A 16,529-nucleotide genomic window follows, 5' to 3' on the forward strand; every position below is an offset into this window, starting at 1 on the left:
GAGATTTGCGATCGCACCTCAGTTACAAACAAGAAAGAGATGTGAACACCACGGAAATTAAATGAAGTGATGGCGCGATCGCGTGTTAGGAACAAAGATTTAGCTAAAGCGTTAGAAATAATTGAAAATGCTGATGTACAAGTTTTCTGGGGATATGCCCTTTTAGGAGATCGCATCAGTAACTTTGTTCCCAAGCCAATGCGCGACTGCAACGGTGAAGAAATTCTGCGGTCATTTACGATTTTACCTGAGTAAAAAGCACCAAAAATGAAAATGAAGTGGAATTTATGGTGGAATCTGATATTTATTCCCTAATTTCACTGGAAATATTGAGAATTAAAAGTATAAAAATTTTCATTTCTTGTTTTGCATTACTCAATTATCTTGTTGAAGACAATACAACACCAAAGCCCTCATTTAAAGACGCGATGAATCGCGTCTTTGTTTAAATTTGTGAATTTTTTCGTAATTACAGATATTTGTGCTGAAATTCTCTTTTAAATAATTATGTTAATTTTACTGACGATTATATATTAGTATGACGTATTAAAGCCAGTGTATTAATTTGGCGGCAAAATCGATAAGTGAGGGGAGAATGACAGGAGAAGACCACAGCGTCAAACTTGGGGGTAATGCTGATAGCAGTGCGATTATTACTGGAGATAGGAATACCGCTACTATTACCATCACCAATTACTACTACCCTGAAAGTACAAAAGTATTACCTGTTGAATCTACGGGCGCTGCTGATAAAAGTCTTCCCTGTCCTTATCGTGGTTTGTTTCATTTTGGTCCCGATGACGCAGAGTTTTTCTTTGGACGTGAAATATTTATAAAAGAACTTTTCGCTGCGACTCAAAGCCGGAATTTTATCCCCGTATTGGGTGCGTCGGGAAGCGGTAAATCTTCGGTGGTTCTGGCGGGATTAGTGCCGAAACTGCAAAAAGCAGGTCATTGGAAGTTTACCCACTTTCGTCCCGGTTCCGACCCTTTCCATGCCCTAGCCTTGGCGCTAGTTCCACTTTACACGCAAAATCTGGATGCTACTGATAAAATCATCCAAGCTCGTAAGTTGTCACAATCTCTTAGTGATCGTGAAATCCATTTGGGTGATGTATTTGCTCAGATTCACCAAAATCACCCCACAGATCAGGTGTTGCTAATTGCCGATCAATTTGAAGAAATTTATACCCTATGCGCCGATCATAAAATTCGCCATAGTTTTCTAGATAGTTTATTAGTCAGCTTTGAATCCTCTCCTTCTCAGTCCCAATACGATCATGTGCTAGTTGCAACCATGCGGGCAGATTTCTTGGGAAATGCTCTGGGATATCCCCCTTTTGGAGATGTATTGAAAACTGATATCAAGCTGATCAGCTCGATGAATCATAATGAACTTTCACAGGTGATTGAAAAGCCTGCTGACAAGTTGGGGGTGACTTTTGAAGTGGGACTAGTGGAACGCATATTAGATGATGTGGAAGATGAACCGGGGAATTTACCCCTGCTGGAGTTTGCATTAACGGAATTGTGGGAGCAGCGAAAGGGTAAACAGTTAACTCATACAGCTTATCAGCATATAGGTAAGGTACAAGGTGCTTTGGCTCGTCATGCAGATCAGAATTATGGTAAGTTGAGCGCAGCCCAGAAAGAACAGGTACGGCGGATTTTCATCCAATTAGTGCAACCGGGTGAAGTTACACAAGATACGCGACGACTGGCGACGAAAGCCGAATTGGGTGAAGCCAGCTGGAAATTGGTGAAACGGTTGGCTGATGAACGATTAGTAGTCACCAGTCAAAATGCTGCTAACCAAGAGACGGTCGAAGTTGTTCATGAAGCATTGATCCGTAATTGGGCTGAACTACGAGGATGGATGAACGCAGACCGTAGCTTTCGTGCTTGGCAAGAAAGGCTGAGGTTCGCAATGCTGCAATGGCAAAAAATGCAACGAGATGAAGGGGCATTGTTGCGGGGTGCAGTTTTAAAAGAAGCGGAAGAAAAGCAGAAACAACGCCGAGAGGAACTGAGCAAAGAGGAGCAAGAATTTATTCAAGCTAGTGTAGCCCTGCGTCAACGTAGTCAGCAGCTAATTTACTATTTTTTGGGGGGGATTGGGAGTATCCTGTTACTGGCGCTGGGGATTTGGGGCTGGTTAAATTATACAACTCTGGGGCAATTGACTCAAATTCGCTGGCAATTGACTGATATGAGTCAGCAGATAAAGAGTCCTGAGTATCAAGCACAAGCGGCTTTTGCCTTTCTTAAGGATGAAAATTCTGCTCAAGCCTTGAAACTTATTAGCCAGATTCAGGATGCCTCTGCCTTAATTGCCATTGCCGAAGCCTATGGCAAGCTAAAGCAACCAGAAAAAGCCGCCCCCTTGCTCGCTCAAGCGATCGCCTCTGCTAACCAGATTCCGGATGCCAACTCCAAAGCCTATCCCTTAAGTGCCATTGCCGAAGCTATTGGCAAGCTAAACCAACCAGAAAAAGCCGCCCCCTTGCTCGCTCAAGCGATCGCCTCTGCTAACCAGATTCCGGATGCCTACTCCAAAGCCTATGCCTTAAGAGCCATTGCCGAAGCCTATGGCAAGCTAAACCAACCAGAAAAAGCCGCCCCCTTGCTCGCTCAAGCGATCGCCTCTGCTAACCAGATTCCGGATGCCAACTCCAAAGCCTATTTCTTAAGTGCCATTGCCGAAGCTATTGGCAAGCTAAACCAACCAGAAAAAGCCGCCCCCTTGCTCGCTCAAGCGATCGCCTCTGCTAACCAGATTCCGGATTCCAATTTCAAAGCCGATGCCTTAAGTGCCATTGCCGAAGCTATTGGCAAGCTAAACCAACCAGAAAAAGCCGCCCCCTTGCTCGCTCAAGCGATCGCCTCTGCTAACCAGATTCCGGATTCCAATTTCAAAGCCGATGCCTTAAGAGCCATTGCCGAAGCCTATGGCAAGCTAAACCAACCAGAAAAAGCCGCCCCCTTGCTCGCTCAAGCGATCGCCTCTGCTAACCAGATTCCGGATGCCTACTCCAAAGCCTATGCCTTAAGTGCCATTGCCGAAGCTATTGGCAAGCTAAAGCAACCAGAAAAAGCCGCCCCCTTGCTCGCTCAAGCGATCGCCTCTGCTAACCAGATTCCGGATTCCAATTTCAAAGCCGATGCCTTAAGAGCCATTGCCGAAGCCTATGGCAAGCTAAACCAACCAGAAAAAGCCGCCCCCTTGCTCGCTCAAGTGATCGCCTCTGCTAACCAGATTCCGGATGCCAACTCCAAAGCCTCTGCCTTAAGTGCCATTGCCGAAGCTATTGGCAAGCTAAACCAACCAGAAAAAGCCGCCCCCTTGCTCGCTCAAGCGATCGCCTCTGCTAACCAGATTCCGGATGCCAACTCCAAAGCCGATGCCTTAAGAGCCATTGCCGAAGCTATTGGCAAGCTAAACCAACCAGAAAAAGCCGCCCCCTTGCTCGCTCAAGCGATCGCCTCTGCTAACCAGATTCCGGATGCCAACTCCAAAGCCTCTGCCTTAAGAGCCATTGCCGAAGCTATTGGCAAGCTAAAGCAACCAGAAAAAGCCGCCCCCTTGCTCGCTCAAGCGATCGCCTCTGCTAACCAGATTCCGGATGCCAACTCCAAAGCCTCTGCCTTAAGAGCCATTGCCGAAGCCTATGGCAAGCTAAACCAACCAGAAAAAGCCGCCCCCTTGCTCGCTCAAGCGATCGCCTCTGCTAACCAGATTCCGGATTCCAATTTCAAAGCCTATGCCTTAAGTGCCATTGCCGAAGCCTATGGCAAGCTAAACCAACCAGAAAAAGCCGCCCCCTTGCTCGCTCAAGCGATCGCCTCTGCTAACCAGATTCCGGATGCCAACTCCAAAGCCTCTGCCTTAAGTGCCATTGCTGAAGCTATTGGCAAGCTAAAGCAACCAGAAAAAGCCGCCCCCTTGCTCGCTCAAGCGATCGCCTCTGCTAACCAGATTCCGGATTCCAATTTCAAAGCCGAAGTTTTAATTGCCATTGCCGAAGTCGCCGCGAACCTTAAAAACTGGGGACAGGCACTGAAAGCTACGCAAAAATGCCCCAGTGACGATTGTAAGGTGAAATTGCTGACGGGGGTTTTAACGGTTCATGCCGAGCAGCAGCATCCTAAGTTAAAGGAGGAGAAGGAGGAGAAGGAAGAGGAGTGAACTTTTTTTCAACCAGCGATAATTAGCGAACAGTCAAAAGTCAAAAGTCAAAAGTGAAATGTTTGCTGTAAATTGGTTTTGGCGCTTTAGTATGTCCGCCGACTACTGCTATAAAAAACCATATCAAATAACACCGTGAAAAACATCCTCATCCTCTCCGCTAACCCCAAAAACACAGCAAATCTTCGCCTAGATGAAGAAGTGCGGGAAATCAAAAACACACTGCAACTATCTCCCCATCGAGACGAATTTCAAATCATCACAGAATCTGCGGTACGAGTGGATGATTTAACCCGCTTCTTGTCTCACCATCAACCAACAATTGTTCACTTTTCGGGACATGGTTCTGGTACTGATGGATTAGCCTTGGAAGATAATTCTGGGCAGATGCAACTTGTCAGTACCCAAGCCCTGGCAAAGCTATTTGACTTGTTCCAAGAACAGGTTGAATGTGTTTTACTCAACGCTTGTTACAGCGAGGAACAAGCCACAGCAATTCATCAACATATTGATTGTGTGGTGGGGATGAATCAGGCGATTGGCGATAAAGCAGCGATTAAGTTTAGCATCGGATTTTATACGGGTTTAGGGGCTGGGAGGAATTATGAAGATTGTTTTCAAATTGGTTGTACCAACATTGACTTGCAGGGAATTCCAGAATACGCAACCCCAGAAATAAAAATTCGGCGACGGCATTATCAGACCGAAAAACCAGCAAATCCAGTCAAATCTGACAAGAATAATGGTGTGAATAACGATAACAAGAGCGGGCAAAACCGTTCAGTTTCTATTGGGGGTAGTGTCACTGGTGGCGCGGTGATAACAGGAGATAGCAACACTGCAAACATCAATTTTCAACAGGTCAGTTTACCCGCACCTGCAAGCGTCAATATAGAGGCAGAACTCAACGCCTTACGTGAGATACTGGCGAAGTTAGAAACCTCAGACCGCCGGAAAATTGATAATGCCTTTGAAGAAGCCCAGGAGGAGCTAAATAAGCCACAGCCAGATAAAGACGAGATGGGTAACGCACTTAACCGAGCCTTGAAATATGCCAAAAAAGCCGGAGAGTTTGCCTCTGTAATAGCAAAACTTCAGCCCCATCTAACTAAAATTACTGCATGGCTAGGTGCTGATTGGCACGACTTATTAAGCTTGGTAAATTTAACGATTTAACTCTCGTTGGAACACTCTAATATCAGTAGGACTTACGTAATAGGCTACTCGTGGAGATTGGGCATTGGTTAATGTTTCTGGAGCTATTATGCCATGCCTAATTCAAACCCTTTATTTTTCGTTCCTCATGCGTAAGTCCTGTTAGTTTTAGATTGTGTGTGAATTGTAAAAGATACCAAATGGGTTCTATAAACATGATTTCCTAGAAACAACATCAAGGCTTTCATTAAATGAGTAAATTATTATACATAGTATATTAATGTTTATACTATATGTATATCTATAAATAACAAAAAATGACTGACTCCTCTGTTTTGATTATGAAAATGCGGCAACAAATTCTATCCTTATCCTTAACTCTTTACCTTGCTGCCAGTCAAAATAATGATACAGAAGAAGAAATTAAGATTCCACCACTAATTATATCGATAGCAAAACGTGGTCTTGCACTCCATGAAGAATTCGGTGGAGGTAGAAATATAGCGGTAGCAAAGGGGTTGACAGGGCAAAGACCTTTAACTTTGGAAGATCTTAACAAAATAGTGGATTTTTTTGAAACCCATGACCCAGATTATAATGATCCTGGTTGGAGCAGTGCTAGGAATCCATCTGGGGCTTGGATACGCTGGTGTCTCATGGGAGGTAATGGTAGTTGGGCTAGAGAGATGAAAGAAGAGATTGAGAAAGATAAAAATCCTCATCGTTTTAGGTTTGTAGTTCCCCTTGAACAACCAATACCAAAAACTCACCAACCTTCACAAGGTTTCTAGTTCTGTAAGAGAAAACACCCACAATATTAGTGATAGTTTTTTACACAATTCCAGTTGGCTAACGCTAAAAAGCATACTATACTGTTACGGCATAGCCAAATATAAACACAGTAATACTCTGCAAAGCAGAATGTAATAAAGGATGCTGTAATGTCAGCGAACGAAGCCAACACTAGGAAACAATTAATTGATCCTGCTTTAACCCTAGCAGGATGGAACATCAAAGACCATAACCAAGTGGGGTTAGAAATTCCTGTTGATGGCTATAATGCCGAACCTTGGAACGGTGTTACTGATTATTGCTTGTACCAACCCAATGGGGAAGTTATTGCAGTGGTGGAAGCAAAACGCCAAAGCAGTGATCCTAAAATTGCCCAAACCCAGGTAGAATACTACGTTAAAGAAATAGAAAAACATCAAAGTTTCCGCCCTTTTGCGTTTATGACTAATGGGGAGGAAATTTATTTTTGGGATGTGGGAAATTCTGCAAAACGACAGGTAGCTGGCTTTTTCTCGCCATCAGATTTAGAGAATTTATTGTATATTCGCCAAAATCAAATTGCGTTAAGTTCAATACCCATTAATACCCAAATTGCCGGCAGAGATTATCAACAAGAAGCTATTCGTCGGGTTTGTGAAACATTTGATCAGGGAAAACGCCGCACTTTGTTGGTAATGGCTACGGGAACAGGGAAAACCCGCACTGCAATGGCAATTATTGACTTATTTTTAAAAGCTAATCAAAGTCGTAAAATATTATTTGTTGCTGATAGGGATAATTTAGTCAAGCAAGCTTTGGAAGATGGTTTTATGGAACATATTCCCCATGAACCATGCGATCGCATTTACAGCTACAACATAGATAAAACTAAACGGCTGTATGTTGTTGTTGAAAAGACTTTGAGAAATTCCTATAAAAACTTTAGTCCAGCTTTTTTTGATTTAATTATTTTTGATGAAGCACATCGTTCTATTTTTAACCTCTTTCAAGAGGTAATGGAATATTTTGATGGGAGGATGATTGGTTTAACAGCTACACCCGCAGGTTTTATTGATAGGAATACATTTAATACTTTTCACTGTTTTGATGGTATTCCTAGTTTTCTATATACCTATAAACAAGCAATTGAAGAGAAAAATTTAGTTGATTTTAGTCTTTATCAAGCACAAACTAAATTTCAAAGTGAAGGTATTAAAGGCGCAAAACTTTCAGAAGAAGAACAGAATGTATTGATAGCACAAGGAACTGACCCAGATAATATTGATTTTTCCGGTACAGATTTAGAAAAAAAGGTTAGTAATAAAGACACTCTCCGCAAGCAGTGGGAAGAAATTATGGAACATTGCCATAAAGATGAATCAGGGCAACTACCAGCGAAAACAATTGTATTTGCATTGACTCAAAAACACGCTTTACGGCTATCTACAACTTTTGAAGAAATGTATCCTCAATATTCTGATTTAGTGCGCGTAATTACCCATAAAACAGAATATAAAGGTAAGCTAACAGGGAATTTCAAAAAAGAGGATATGCCCCGCATTGCTATATCTGTGGATATGCTGGATACGGGTATAGATGTACCAGAAATCATGAATTTGGTGTTTATGAAACCTGTGCAATCACAGATTAAACTTTGGCAAATGATTGGACGCGGAACGCGAAATCAAAAGGCTTGTAAAAAGTTGGAATGGTTGCCAAATCGGACTAAGCAGGAATTTTTAATTATTGATTTTTGGGAAAATGAATTTGAAGCTAAAGCACAAACAGAAGTAGCCCAAACTATTCCTGTACTTCAACGCATTTTTAACACTCGTTTGGATTTACTGGAGTTATATTTACATAATCAAGAATCACCAGATTGTCAAGCGGTAATTGCAAGTTTACGGGAACAAATAACCCAAATTCCGATAGATTCATTTACTGTCAAAAAGAAGATAGTGGATATTGCAGAAGCTTGGACAGATTTATTTTGGAATTACATTACTAAAGATAAATTGAAGTCATTACGGTTTAAAGTTGCTCCTCTGTTGCGATTTGTGCCAGGTGTTGAGATAGCAGCAGCGACTTTTACAAGTAAAGTTGAACGATTAAAATTAGAAATTCAAACCGAAGGAGCAAAACCGGATACTGTACAATCTATTGCTGAAGATGTGAGTCGTTTACCTGATTTTATCCATCAAGATAAACGAAAACAAGATGCAATTAAGTTGTGTTTATCTTCACGCTTGAATAATGCAACAGTGAAAGAATTGAATCAGATAATAGCTAATTTAGCTGAAGAAATGAAAAATCGGCGACAACGCCCTAGTATTTTTTTAGAGTTAGATTTAGCTGATTTTGTGGCTACTCGCGGTTTTATTACTGTGGGTGAGGGTGGTGAACAAGTTTATGTGGAGGAATATAAAAAACGAGTTGAGGAGAAAATAAATGTAATTGTAGATGATCATCCTACTATTAAGGCTATTCAGGAAGGTGAAGCGGTTACAGATTGGCAATTAATTGAGTTAGAGAGAACTTTACGCCAAGGTTTAGGAGGTGGTAATATTCAGCTTTCTGAGTCGAATATTCGCAAGGCTTACGGGCTAAAAGCTAATAGTTTATTGGCGTTTTTGCGGCATTTATTGGATTTGGATGCGATACCTGATTATGAGGAGGTGGTAAAGCGTCAATTTGAGGAGTTTATTGCCAAACACCAGTATAACGCTAATCAGATTAATTTTTTAAGGGCTGTGCAGAGTGTGTTTTTACAAAAGCGGAGGTTAGAGGTAGCTGATTTGTATGAGGGAGCTTTGGCTAGGTTTGGGAAAAATGCCGTTGATAGGTTTTTTTCTGATGATGAGGTGGATGATTTGTTGGCGTTTACGGAATTGTTGGCGGCGTAAAAAAATAATACAATATTTAATAGTTTAGACTGGAGTTTTTATATGAGTTCAACTCTTAATGACAGATTCGATAAAACTATAAAATCTTTATGGGATAAGATTGGTCGTTTTGGATCATGGACATCTGATTTAGAAAAAAGAAAATATATACACGAAAAATTACAATATTTTCATGCTACTCACAGCGATGATAATGAGCATATAACTGATATCTTTATGTCTCTACCATCTGGGTATAATTTGCTTAAATCTGCTCTTGAATGGGAGTCTCCTAAAATTGGAAAGGAATCACTACCATATAAATTGAGAGAAACACATATAGTCAGAGGTATACAATGGAAACTTGTAATTGCACATGGTGGATTTGAAACTATTGCGAAAACTTTAATGAATGACCAAAATAGAGGTTTTCACCCCTCAACAATACAACAGTTTATAGAAAAATGTGATTTACCAATATATAATTCTCTGAAACCACCAATTGGTACACATAAACTTGATTTATGGTTAAATAAACCAGTAGCAGAAAATGAACATAACGCAATTATTACTTTTTTAGGTCTTGAACGTGGTGATGCAACAATAATCAAAAATTGGATTATTGAGTCTCAAGAAATTGATAGCTGGGATAAGGTCGTACAGCTTTCTAAAGCATTACGCAATGCAACTGCTCACGGTGCATTATCCGCGACAAAAGTATTCGATTGGGATTTAGTAGACAAAATGGAAATTATAACTGAAAATCTTGGAGAAATTGCAATAGCAGGATTAAACAAATTAATTGAATAGAATTGAATAATTGAATAAATCAAAAGAGGATGAATTTATAAATTAGTTATGCTAACCGACCCCAATTTAAAATCAAAAGTAGACCTACTGTGGGATAAACTCTGGACAGGAGGCTTATCCAACCCAATGGATGCTATCGAACAATTCTCATTTCTCCTCTTCCTCAAACGCTTAGACGAAACCGAAGATTTAAACGAACGTCAAGCCAAACGCCGCAAAGAAGATTATCAGCCCAAAATTCCCGCAGAAATGCGTTGGCGAAATTGGACACAGAAGAAAGCCGAGGATGCTTTAAATCATGTCAAAAATAAAGTTTTCCCCTGGTTGAAAGAAATGGGTAATTCTGACAACGAGGAAGAAAATGAGGAAGGAAACAAGCAAGAAACTAATGAAGATAAAAGTTCCTTTAGTGAGTATATGCAAACTGCGGAATTTAAGATTAATAAACCCAGTTTGTTAATTGAGGCTTGTAAATCAATTGATGAAATGAAAATCTCTGAACAAAATCAAGATGTTCAGGGTGATTTATATGAGTATTTATTAAATAAATTAAGTATTGCTGGACGCAATGGCCAGTTTAGAACTCCCCGCCATATTATTCGCATGATGGTGGAAATGGTAGAACCTAAACCTACTGATAGAATTGGTGATTTAGCGGCGGGTACTTGTGGTTTTCCCGTTAATGCTTATCAATATATTTTAGAAAAAAACACCAGTCCAGAAATATTATTTGACGAAAAAGGTAATAAACATTTAGTTGGTGATTTACTCACACCTGAAGAATCAGAATTTCTGCAAACGGAGGCGTTTACAGCTTATGATAATGATTCGGGAATGACGATGTTACGCATCGGTTCTATGAATTTCATGCTGCATGGTATTGAACAGCCTCGGTTTTTTGCTAAAGATACCCTTTCTAAAAGGTTTGATGATGAAAATACCCTCGATTTAGTGTTAATGAATCCACCTTTTAAGGGTGCGGTTGATGCGGCAGATGTACATCCCAAATTGGCAGGTTTAAGCAAAAAATCCGAGTTATTATTTCTGCACTTGATTTTGCGGGTTTTAGATATGGGTGGGAGATGTGCAGTTATTGTCCCGGATGGGGTGCTGTTTGGTTCTAGTAAAGCGCACGTCGAGATTCGCAAAAAGATTATAGAAGAAAATCGCTTGGATGGGGTGGTTTCTATGCCTAGCGGGGTGTTTAAACCTTATGCGGGGGTATCTACTGCGGTGCTGCTGTTTACTCGTGGGGGAACGACTGACCGCGTTTGGTTCTATGATATGGAGCATGATGGCTTTTCTCTGGATGATAAGCGTCAACCTGTGACTGAAAACGATATTCCTGATATTTTGGATTGTTGGCAAAATCGGTTTAATGCTGATGTTACTCAACAAAATGAGGAACGTTTAGCGGAGTTAAAAAAGCAAATTGCACCTTTAAAAGCGGAACGTTTGTTATTACATAAGGAAATTAATCGGTTAAGTTTTGAAAATGCTGTTGCACCGGCTGATGATGAAGCAACTAGTCAGGCTTTGGAAACGGATAAACAAAAGTTGGCGTTATTACATGAAAAAATCTCACCGTTGCAAAATGAAATTAATCGCCTGAATCGTCAATTTTGGGTGACTAAGGCGCAGGTAAGGGGGAATAAATATGATTTATCTGCTAGTCGTTATCGTCAGGTGGAACAGGATGAGGTTTTTTATGATGTTCCCCAGGTGACGTTAGAAAGGTTGTTGAAGTTGGAGGATGTTATGGGTGCTGAGGTGCGAGAATTGGAGATATTGTTATAAATGTATTGGTTTAACTGTTTTGTTAGTTAGCCACCTATATTTAGAATTGAACACCTGATCATTTAGTATAACTAAGCATTCAATGTTAATAGATAAACAGAAAATATTACCTCATGGTTGGTCTTATGTAACACTGCAAAATGTATGTGACATTATAGGAGGAAGTCAGCCGCCTAAAGAATGTTTTGTCTATGAACCTAAACCTGGCTATATTAGACTAATTCAGATACAAGATTACAAATCTGACAAAAATAAAACTTACATTCCAGAAGCACTTGCTAAAAGATTTTGCACAGAAGATGACATAATGATAGGGCGATATGGACCTCCAATATTTCAAATACTAAGAGGACTTAAAGGATCGTATAATGTCGCTTTAATGAAGGCTAATCCCAAAAATGACAAAGTTCTTAATAAGGGATATCTTTATTATTTTCTCCAAAATCAAACACTGCTGAATTATATAATATCTAATTCTTCACGAACTGCTGGACAAGATGGTGTAAGAAAAGAGTTATTAGACGAATATCCAATTCCCCTCCCACCATTACCAGAACAAAAGCGAATTGCAGTAATATTGGAAAAATGCGATCGCTTGCGTCGAACCCGTCGTTACTCCATACAACTCAGCGAAACCTTCCTCCAATCCGTCTTTCTGGAAATGTTTGGCGATCCTGCAACTAATCCAATGGGTTGGGATAAAAGCTTTTTAGAACAAATTAGTGAAGTGCAAGGTGGAATTCAACTTAGTCAAAAAAGAGAAAATCTACCGCTTAAATTGCCATACCTTAGAGTTGCTAATGTTTATAGAAATAAACTTGAACTATCGGAAATAAAAACTATAAGTTTAACAGAAAATGAATTTAGACGTGTCAAACTACAAAAAAATGACATTTTAATTGTTGAAGGTCATGGAAATACTGAAGAAATTGGAAGATGTGCAGTTTGGAATGGCTCAATAGAAAATTGTGTGCATCAAAATCATTTAATTCGTGTGCGTGTAAATCCTAAAATTATTAACAGTGCATATCTAAGTTACTATATAAATAATTCGGGCGGTCGGAAATACTTTCATAATTCAAGTAATACAACAAGTGGATTAAATACTATTAGCACTGGCATCGTAAAACAGTGTATTGTTCCTCTCCCCCCTCTCCCACTTCAAGAAAAATTTGCCCAAATAGTCCAAAAACATGATCGCTTTCGCACCCAACAACGAGAAGCAGAACGCCAAGCAGAACATTTATTTCAAACCCTGCTACATCGCGCCTTTCGTGGTGAACTCACATCCTCAGACTGCAACGATGTAGACATATCCGCATTATCCGCAGAAACTCACCCACAACAGCCAAAACCAAAATCTACAGATAAAGCGGAAAACTTTCCTATCCCAGCCACCCAGCGACAAACAAACGCGCTACAACTAACCTTACCAGGCTTAGAATAGCCAGGTTAGTAAATGCTAACTCAGTTACCCTTCTGGAAAATCTTATATAAGAGTCGCAAAATACGACTTATATTCCAACCACATCAAAAAAGGTGATAGACAGTAAGCCGCTTTCAACCCAATATATTAACGACGTACTCAGTAGACAACCTTTGGAGCCGCTAGAATATTGCCAACGTTGGGTGGAAATACCCCCAGAGGAACGAGGCTATCGCAAAGCCTGTATTGCTGCTCTAGCAGAAGCCACAGCTTTAAGTCCGCGTACCATCAACGATTGGGGAGCAAACTTTGAAAGACGGCCAGATCATGTTCTCCATGTTCTGAGAATGGCGGATATGCTCAACCAGATCCGGAAAATTGTCTTACCCCCTGATTATCCACAAAAATAGTTTAGTCGTAAATCACGAGTAAAAGACTGGTGTTATCGGTAGAAATTTCTTAATCTAGAAACTATCGTATCAGACTGCTGCTTGAGTCCCAGATTGCTTGTGAGACTTTCCCCCAATCCAGAAGAGCAGAGGATTGACACCATACGTCACCTGCCCTTGGAGCCAATGGAGTATTGTCAAAGGTGGGTAGATGTTGACCCCTCAAGAGGTTATCGTAAAGCTTGTATTCATGCTCTAGCCAAAGCCACAGGGTTAAGTCCGCACACCATCAAAGACTGGGGAACAAACTTTGATAGACGGCCGCATTATGTTCCCTTCCTATTGCGGCAGGCCGATTTACTTAATCAATTTAAACAACTCGTTATTACTCAACAAATATAATTCTACCGCCCAACTTTCCTACTAATTGATCGTGAGTTACGAGTAACTCATCCTAAAACCTCTTGCTCTAGCAGTAAGAGGAAGATTATTGTGACATAAATCTCTATTAAATCGCCGAAAAATAAACAACATTTTTTTAGCTCACAATTGCTTGCACTTAGCTATATCTATTTAAATTTCTGTCCTTGCAGCGTATACACAAATGATCATCACCTCAGAGCCGCCAATGCACTCTATCAGCACCTTTGATATTACCAAATATCCTTTATTCGACTTATTAAAAGATGTAAAAACTGGACGCATCCAACTGCCAGACTTTCAGAGAGATTGGGTTTGGGATGATGCTCGTGTGCGTCGTCTGCTTGCCAGTATTTCCCTAGCTTACCCCATTGGAGCAGTCATGATGCTGCAACAAAGCAACCAGCAAGGACAATTTAAACCCCGGCTTATCAACAACGTTAAAAAACCACAAAATCATAGTCCCAATCTCTTGATTCTCGATGGACAGCAACGCCTGACTACCTTGTTTATGGTGCTACTTTCAGAGCAACCTGTGATTATTAAAGATCAAAAAAGCCAAAAATTGATTAAAAAATGGTATTACCTCGATATTGCCAAATGCCTAGATTATAACAGCGAGCGACGCAGTGCCATTCTCGCCTTCTCAGAATCAAAACAACTGAGAAGTTTCGGCGGTGAAATCATTGATTGTTCCACCCCAGAAAAAGAATATGAAGCTGGACTTTTCCCCTTATCAAAAATCTTCTTCTTCTCAGAATGGCGAAGTAAATATTCCAAATATTGGCAATATGATCCTCAAAAACTAGAACTAATAGACACCTTAGAACTAGAAGTCCTGAAAAAATTTGAGCATTATCAAATTCCAGTCATCCAACTGCGGGATTCCTTACCAAAAGAAGCGGTTTGTCAAGTATTTGAAGATACCAACACCTCCGGCTGTGATCTCAACTTCTTCGATTTAATGAGTTCCAGCTACTGCGCTAACGACTTCAGCCTGCGAGATGATTGGAAATTACGGGAAGCTCAATTTCAGCAATTTAAAGTCCTGCGCTTAGTTCGTAACACCGACTTTTTGCAAACGGTAGCTTTATTAGCTGGCTATGCACGGAGAATGGAAGCTATCAAGAAAGGCAGCAATTTAGAAAAATTACCTGCGGTTTCCTGTGGCCGCTCAGATGTTTTAAAAATTTCCATCACAGAATATTCTCATTGGGCGAATAAAGTCACTGCCGGCTTTGAAGAAGCAGCCAGATTCCTGCATGGGCAGAAAATCTTTGATGCCACAGATTTAGGTTATCCCATTCAAATAGTTGCCTTAGCCGCAATTTTAACTGTATTAGGCGAAAAATCCCGTTCTGTAAAATCTCGCTCCATGCTAGAACGTTGGTTTTGGTGCGGAATGTTTGGAGAGATGTACACAGGTTGGCACGAAACCCGCACAGGAAAAGATTTAGTAGAAATACCTTTGTGGCTAAAACATGGAGATTCGCTCCCTTCCACAATTCGGGAAGCTAATTTCACTCATGAACGTTTGCTAACTGTAAGAAAGCGTTATGGTGCAGTTTATCAAGGTTTATCAGCACTCCTGCGACTTTCTGGCGCAATTGATTGGATTACCGGCGAAGAAATCAATGATGTGCTTTATTTCGAGGAAAAGATAGATTCTCATCATATCTTCCCTGTCGCCTGGTGCAGAAAACAAGGCATAGATCCCAAAAAATATAACTGCTTAGTGAATCGCACTCCCTTGAGTGCCAAAACTAACAAAAAAATTGGCAGTAAAGCACCTTCAGTCTACCTCAAAGAACTAGAGATGTCCGGTATCTCACCACAGAGATTGGACGAAATCTTGCTGTCTCATGTCATAGATCCAGAAACTTTACGGAGAGATGACTTTGATGACTTTTTTCAAGCGCGAAGCAAAGCGTTATTAGAGTTAATTGGTCAGGCGATGGGTAAATGTTTAGATATGGAATACCTTGATGAATTTAGCCTTAAATATCACAACGGTTATGCCAGTCCTATCCTTCCAGAAACTTTGTTGAGAAATTAGGTGTAGTCTTCAGCATTTGCCATTTCTTTCATTGATTGATTAATTTATCTAATAGTTGAAGATTATAAAAGTGACAATATAACAAAATATTACAATTAATAAGAGAAACTTTCCTTTTACGTAAACTCACATTCATAAACTACGGTATTAATGTGTGTAAAAAAAATTGTATCTCCCATATTTTTTATTCCAAAGAAGTAACAATATACTACAGTCATAAGCCATGATATACAAGCAAAGTAATGTTTGGAAAGATTAATTTATATACTGATAATTCAATGTAGTATATATGATAAAAATATCTTAACTAGCAATTAAAATTAATTTTTTATGCTAAATTTAAAAAATGATATTAAACAAAAACTTTTGATGCAAGTACATAATTTCTCAAGTTGATCAATTATCTAGATATAGCAACATTTTTTAAGTTTTTTGAATAGATTATTTTTGGGAATTATTAGTAATATTTGAATAGCGATTATTTGTTTATATAAAATGAATACTCAAAATCTACACCAAAAAGTTAAAAATTAACTATGTTAGACCAAGATGAGTTTAGATTATGGTGTCGCCGCCTAAATTTTTCTGAATTAGCCCTAAATACCATTGAAAAAATCAGATCCACAAAGCTGAGGAC

The 16,529-nt window shown here is 40.0% G+C and carries 11 protein-coding genes; all 11 read left to right on the forward strand.

Annotated features, from left to right (window positions below; translation table 11 throughout):
- Positions 1–69 precede the first annotated feature (69 nt).
- The 11 genes from ACOWPH_RS25100 (at position 70) to ACOWPH_RS25150 (ending at position 15,892) form a co-directional block, all read left to right on the forward strand.
- The gene (locus ACOWPH_RS25100; RefSeq protein ID WP_042464510.1) at positions 70–255 is read left to right on the forward strand and encodes an oleate hydratase; all 186 of its coding nucleotides are present in this window, start codon (positions 70–72) and stop codon (positions 253–255) included.
- 340 nt (positions 256–595) lie between these two features.
- Positions 596–4,186, forward strand: coding sequence for a tetratricopeptide repeat protein (locus ACOWPH_RS25105; RefSeq protein WP_422665631.1), 3,591 nt, complete (start codon positions 596–598; stop codon positions 4,184–4,186).
- 135 nt (positions 4,187–4,321) lie between these two features.
- Entirely contained in the window at positions 4,322–5,362 is a 1,041-nt protein-coding gene (locus ACOWPH_RS25110) for a CHAT domain-containing protein (RefSeq protein WP_015212840.1), read from the forward strand.
- A 296-nt stretch (positions 5,363–5,658) separates the two neighbouring features.
- Positions 5,659–6,132, forward strand: coding sequence for a hypothetical protein (locus tag ACOWPH_RS25115; protein ID WP_015212841.1), 474 nt, complete (start codon positions 5,659–5,661; stop codon positions 6,130–6,132).
- Between the two features lie 150 nt (positions 6,133–6,282).
- Positions 6,283–9,015 carry a DEAD/DEAH box helicase family protein gene (locus ACOWPH_RS25120; RefSeq protein ID WP_015212842.1) on the forward strand — a complete coding sequence of 911 codons (2,733 nt, stop codon included), beginning with the start codon at positions 6,283–6,285 and terminating at the stop codon, positions 9,013–9,015.
- Positions 9,016–9,057: 42 nt separating this feature from the next.
- Positions 9,058–9,804: a hypothetical protein gene (locus ACOWPH_RS25125; RefSeq protein WP_015212843.1), complete on the forward strand. Its 747-nt coding sequence runs from the start codon at positions 9,058–9,060 to the stop codon at positions 9,802–9,804.
- Positions 9,805–9,852: 48 nt separating this feature from the next.
- The gene (locus ACOWPH_RS25130) at positions 9,853–11,601 is read left to right on the forward strand and encodes a type I restriction-modification system subunit M (protein WP_015212844.1); all 1,749 of its coding nucleotides are present in this window, start codon (positions 9,853–9,855) and stop codon (positions 11,599–11,601) included.
- A gap of 82 nt (positions 11,602–11,683) precedes the next feature.
- Positions 11,684–13,048 carry a restriction endonuclease subunit S gene (locus ACOWPH_RS25135; RefSeq protein WP_015212845.1) on the forward strand — a complete coding sequence of 455 codons (1,365 nt, stop codon included), beginning with the start codon at positions 11,684–11,686 and terminating at the stop codon, positions 13,046–13,048.
- Positions 13,049–13,140: 92 nt separating this feature from the next.
- Complete coding sequence (locus tag ACOWPH_RS25140; protein WP_015212846.1) at positions 13,141–13,437, forward strand: hypothetical protein; 297 nt, start codon at positions 13,141–13,143, stop codon at positions 13,435–13,437.
- Positions 13,438–13,536: 99 nt separating this feature from the next.
- On the forward strand, positions 13,537–13,818 hold the full coding sequence (locus tag ACOWPH_RS25145) for a hypothetical protein (RefSeq protein WP_422665632.1): 282 nt from the start codon (positions 13,537–13,539) through the stop codon (positions 13,816–13,818).
- A 202-nt stretch (positions 13,819–14,020) separates the two neighbouring features.
- Positions 14,021–15,892, forward strand: coding sequence for a GmrSD restriction endonuclease domain-containing protein (locus ACOWPH_RS25150; RefSeq protein ID WP_150110987.1), 1,872 nt, complete (start codon positions 14,021–14,023; stop codon positions 15,890–15,892).
- Positions 15,893–16,529 lie beyond the last annotated feature (637 nt).

The sequence above is a fragment of the Anabaena sp. PCC 7938 genome, from assembly GCF_049315035.1.
GTDB classification, from domain to species: domain Bacteria; phylum Cyanobacteriota; class Cyanobacteriia; order Cyanobacteriales; family Nostocaceae; genus Anabaena; species Anabaena cylindrica.